This window comes from Chamaesiphon polymorphus CCALA 037, from assembly GCF_003003845.1.
Lineage (GTDB): Bacteria > Cyanobacteriota > Cyanobacteriia > Cyanobacteriales > Chamaesiphonaceae > Chamaesiphon > Chamaesiphon polymorphus.
Genome location: NZ_PVWO01000713.1, coordinates 1 through 2,263 on the forward strand (window position 1 = coordinate 1; position 2,263 = coordinate 2,263).

2 protein-coding genes are annotated in these 2,263 nt (G+C 50.1%); one reads left to right on the forward strand and one right to left on the reverse strand.

The genetic code is table 11. The features are described 5' to 3' along the window. Positions 1-7: 7 nt before the first annotated feature. Complete coding sequence (locus C7B77_RS28600) at positions 8-1,933, reverse strand: heavy metal translocating P-type ATPase (protein WP_181244075.1); 1,926 nt, start codon at positions 1,931-1,933, stop codon at positions 8-10. Between the two features lie 81 nt (positions 1,934-2,014). Between C7B77_RS28600 and C7B77_RS28605 the strand changes: the two genes are divergently transcribed. Beyond that, on the forward strand, positions 2,015-2,263 hold a 249-nt coding region (locus C7B77_RS28605; protein ID WP_146138588.1), incomplete at its 3' end, for a MerR family transcriptional regulator.

Consider the following 2,263-nt stretch of genomic DNA (forward strand, 5'->3'; position numbering starts at 1 on the left):
AATTTAATCAATCTTTCAGCAGTCGCAAACCACTTAAAATCACCAATACGGTAGATCCTTCATGACCCAAAACGCCCAAAGGTAGGGTCATATTGCCAGTAAAATTGGCGATTAACAGTACGACAATAAAGCTGAGGGCAAAAATGATGTTTTGTTTGACAATCCGCCCAGAGCGACGACCGAGCCGAATGGCATACTCTAATTTTTCCAACCGATCGGCCATTAGTACCACATCTGCTGTTTCTAGTGCCACGTCGCTCCCCGCCGTTCCCATCGCAATTCCGACAGATGCTTGAGCTAGAGCCGGAGCATCATTAATCCCATCACCAACCATCGCCACTGAGGGGTATTGTTGCTGGAGCTGGCGAATTACTTCCAGTTTATCTTCTGGTAAGAGTTCTGCATACACTTTATCGATCCCAATTTCCCACCCAATACTGTCGGCTGTGCGCTGGTTATCGCCCGTCAACATCACAATTTGCTCGACTCCCAGCCGTTTCAACTGGGCGATCGATCGAGCGGCTGTGGCTCTGACGGTATCGGCAACTGCGATAATCCCCAAGATGTCGTTGTCATATGCCACCCAGACAACGGTTTTACCCTCTTGCTCCCACTGCTGGCTCTGTTGGGCAATCGCCTCTGGACAACGCTCGGCTTGGGCTTGGACAAAAGTGGCTTTACCGACTACAGCTATCTTCCCCTCAACCTCGCCAATAATGCCCCGTCCAGGCTCAGAGCGCACATTAATGGCTTCAATCCATTCCCAGCCTTGTTTTTGAGCCGCATGGACGATCGCCGCCCCGATCGGATGTTCGGATAAACTTTCTAAAGCAGCCGCTACTTGGAGTAATTTGTCTGAAGATTTATCAACCGCCATGACTCGGACGACTTGAGGTTTGCCTGTTGTCAGGGTTCCAGTCTTGTCAAAGGCGATCGCTTTAACTTGTCCGATCGCTTCTAATTGCGCCGCATTCTTGAATAAAATCCCATGTCGCGCCCCATTAGCAATCCCCGATAACAGTGCTGGCATCGTTGCTGCCATTAAAGCACAGGGCGAAGCTACTACCAAAAAAATCAGGGCGCGATAGACCGTATTTTCCCAAGTCCAACCGAGTAGAAATGGTGGTAGAGTACCCAGTAAAATGCCCATCAGCACGATCGCTTTGGCATAGCCACGCTCGAATCGTTCGATGAACTGCTGAGACGGCGGTGTTTCAGTCTGTGCCTGCTCTACCAAGCGAATTACCCGCTGAATCAGACTACTTTCTGGCGGTTGGTGAATCTGGAGTTTCAACGCGCCAGTACCATTAATCGTCCCTGCAAACACCTCATCACCTACTGTTTTTTCGACAGGCATCGATTCACCCGTAATCGGAGCCTGATCGATCGCGCTAAATCCCTCCGTGACAATCCCATCCGTCGGTACCAACTCCCCAGGCTTAACGAGAACGCGATCGCCGATTTGTAACTGAGCCACCGCTACCATCTGCTCTTGCCCATCCACAAGCTTGCGGGCAGTATCGGAAGTGAGACTCATCAACCCTTGGATACTCCGCTCGGTGCGGCTCATGGCATAGCCCTCCAGCACTCCACTGATGGCAAAAATCAGAATTAACATCGCCCCATCGACGATAAAGTAGTACTCTTTGCGCCACAGCCCTAAAATGGCGGCTCCCAATGCTGCCACAATCATCAGTAGGTCTACATCTAGTTCTCGTTCCCGCCATAGAGTAGTCAATCCTTCACGGGTGCTTTCATATCCGCCAATGACATACGCAGCGGTCAGAATCAGCAAACTCACTCCCAGCCAGCCGCTATTGAGACTAAACCAACCGAGTAACACCAGCAGCGCACAAACTCCCGCCGCGATCGCATCGGGATGTTCTTTCAATAGTGTTTGCCAACTGAATCTAGACACAGCAGGGGAAGACATGACCACAAAAATAGATTGCCTTTATACCCTACACCTTGACATTGATGTTAATGTCAAGGTACAAATCCAGATTTGTAAACTATGAACGCTCAATATTTAACAATCAAGGAACTGACAGAGGCAGTGGGCGGGGATATCACGCCGCGAATGGTGCGGCATTATCACACCTTGGGTTTATTGCCACCAGCCCAGCGATCGAATGGCAATTACCGACTTTATACCCCCCAAAATATTCAACAGCTACAGCGGATTGTTGCTCTCAAACAGCAAGGGTTTCAGTTGTCTCACATCCAACAGCTACTCACCAGCGACTCCGGCATCGATCTCAGT

Coding starts and splice junctions, on each gene's coding strand:
- C7B77_RS28600 (WP_181244075.1), bottom strand. CDS start 1,933: ATGTCTTCCCCTGCTGTGTCTAGATTCAGTTGGCAAACACTATTGAAA.